The sequence below is a fragment of the Proteiniphilum sp. UBA5384 genome (assembly GCF_002410825.1).
Classification (GTDB): domain Bacteria; phylum Bacteroidota; class Bacteroidia; order Bacteroidales; family Dysgonomonadaceae; genus Proteiniphilum.
The window spans coordinates 1-2,590 of sequence record NZ_DHOS01000023.1; the positions used below are offsets into that span (position 1 = coordinate 1).

Sequence of the window (2,590 nt, forward strand, 5' to 3'; positions counted from 1 at the left end):
ACTGGATCGGTAACAAGTTCGTATCGTTTGTTGTAAGGTCCGCAATCAGGTCCCCCTACCTGAGGCATATAATAACCGGGTTCTTTATATCCGGCAGAAATGATTCCCTCCCATCTCTCTATCTTGTCTCCCGGTCTGTCCCAGGCGGTATTGAGGTCAATCTCATCCCATGTCATCAAGACACGTGTCCACTCAATCGCTTGCAGACTCTCCCTGGCAGTGGATCGTTTCACGACCGAGCCGGTGGGGAAGCCTCTCACCTGGAAGGTCTCGGTCTGGTCATCTGCCAGACGGAAGGAGAAATCGCTGTTCCTCTCCTTGGTGATACTCCAACCGGGAGCACATGCAGTAATCCCCACGTCATAATTGCGCAGCTCTCCTTCCCGGGGATTGACATTGAAGCTCCATCTCAGGAAACGCATGATGTCATCTTCACCTTCGATGCGTACCACCTCTTCGGTAATTCCATCCTGGTCATCATCATAGAAAAGAAAAGGATTCTCCCAAAAAGGAGTCCAGATTTTCTTTTCGGAATCAAAATACATGGATATCAGGCTCTCGTTTCCCCCGAAATGGGTATGATCCTGGCAGGGAATCTGGTAATAGTAATAGTCAACATCATATCCGAGCAGGTTATCATCACCATCATCAATAAACCACCAGACACGCAAACCGTTTCTTCGGTCCACGAAATACATCCCCATATGATCCAGATCCCCATCACTATCGGTATCCTCATATCCTATAACAGCATCTATCAATCCATCCGCATGCCAGTCGGCGACCCATAAATCACCAAATTTGTCGGGCTCTTTGCCGAACGCCAGATTATTATTCTCATCGATCACCCTCACCAGAATAGGTCTGTTGCGATCGTTGTGTCTTGCGTCGGTATCGATAAACCACACCTCTTCGGGCTTACCGTCGTTGTCTGCATCTACGTAATGGCGTTTGCCGGGAGTATCGTTTTTTATCTTCTCCACCATAACCGGGTCAAGTATTGTAGCTTCGCCGAAGACAATCTCAAAAGCCTTTTGCTTTTCCAACTGGAAACTATCTTGCGCATAAAGCGACGTGATAAAAAACAACGCTAGAAATAAAGCAACAATCTTGACAAGACGATGAAATAAGTTTTTCAAAGTATATTTTGTTCTTATAATCATAAAGAATTCTTTTTTACCAATTCCCGCATTCGGTTCAAAATTAATTCATTTGCTTCTATCAAGTGTTCAGCCGATCCTGCATTGTGCCATTCCATAATCCGGTCCTGATGATAGAAAGGCTCAGGTGTCAGATTCTGGTTTTCGAGAGAAGCAACTACATTGGCAATTGCAAAATTTTTATCAGATGCCAAAGTCAATTTTGCAAGGAGAATGCTGTATTCTTTAATCTGTTGATTAATTTTTTTTATAAAACGTGGATGATAAAAACCACCTGAACTATATTCCTCTTTAATTTCTCTAATGATAATTCCTTTTCCGCTTTCGGTCTTTAGCGGTTGCATACCCAATAACCACAATATGGTTGGAGCAAGGTCGGTATGTTCAAAATAGGGTAATTCTCTATTTCTGGCGATTCCTTTTCCAACAAATAGTAAGGGTGTTATCCAACTATTCTCATCCAGCATAGGGTGCCATCCGTTGTCACTCTGTCCGTGATCGGATGTGACAATTAAAATAGTATTCGCCCATTTGCCGGATTCCTTTAAAAAAGAAACGAAATCACCTAGGAGTTTATCTGCACTTTCTATCGCATCCATGTAAGGAGATCCTGGAGCCCAGATGTTGTTGCTGTATGATTTATCTGCGCTATGCAAGGCTACCGATTCACCGTTGGTGCCGGGTGATTGAAGATGAATCCGCATAAAACGGATATCCTGATTATCTAGCAACATGATTGCGTTATTTACCACATCTTTGTCAGATAAATTTGAATCCATAATGCTTGTGTTGAACCCCCGGGCCACAGATCGATAGGCTGAGGTGTTCACGACAAAAGCAGAGGTGTGTTTTGTGGATACAACCTCCTGTACCATCTTGTTTTCGGATGAGATAAACAGAGATCCCTGGTGTAGCATGGGATTAGGAAAAGAACAGCTGTTGTATTTGCTGTAATCACCCACAGTAGGGTGATGGGGGATAATCATATAGGATTTCTCCACATAAACACCTTCATTTCTCAATTGATTTAAAACAGGCATCCTTAATTTCTCAGGTGCCTTCCAATGGAGCCCATCAATCGTAAAAAGGATGATGCGTATACCCTCGGATGCAGTAAGGGAAGTTGCGATTGATACAGTAATCAAAAATATAAATAATCGTAATATCACCATAGAGGTATTCAACCATTTAATAAATTCAAGTTTGTCCTCAAAAAGTAAATTTTTATTAAAATAAAAAATAGATGTTTGTAAAGCCGGTCTGGAACAAATGCATTTTTTTCCTTTGTATTACATTACCAATCGGAAGGAAGTTCCAGAGACCAGACATCATTGCTTAACGGCGGGATCATTCCTCCGGCTATCCATATTTTATTTTGAAATACAAAAACAGCATGTTCGTGTCTTTCCTTCCATTTTGATCCTTCCGTT

3 protein-coding genes are annotated in these 2,590 nt (G+C 42.2%); all 3 read right to left on the minus strand.

Features of this window, described 5'->3' with window-relative positions; all coding sequences use genetic code 11:
* Positions 1–1,163 (minus strand): hypothetical protein (locus B4G81_RS05070; RefSeq protein WP_294080762.1); only part of this gene is annotated, 1,163 nt, incomplete at its 3' end.
* On the minus strand, positions 1,160–2,332 hold the full coding sequence (locus B4G81_RS05075; RefSeq protein ID WP_349678734.1) for a sulfatase-like hydrolase/transferase: 1,173 nt from the start codon (positions 2,330–2,332) through the stop codon (positions 1,160–1,162). The genes B4G81_RS05075 and B4G81_RS05070, both read right to left, overlap by 4 nt.
* A 122-nt stretch (positions 2,333–2,454) precedes the next feature.
* Positions 2,455–2,590: Kelch repeat-containing protein (locus B4G81_RS15290; RefSeq protein ID WP_414703167.1), on the minus strand; the 136-nt coding region annotated here is incomplete at its 5' end.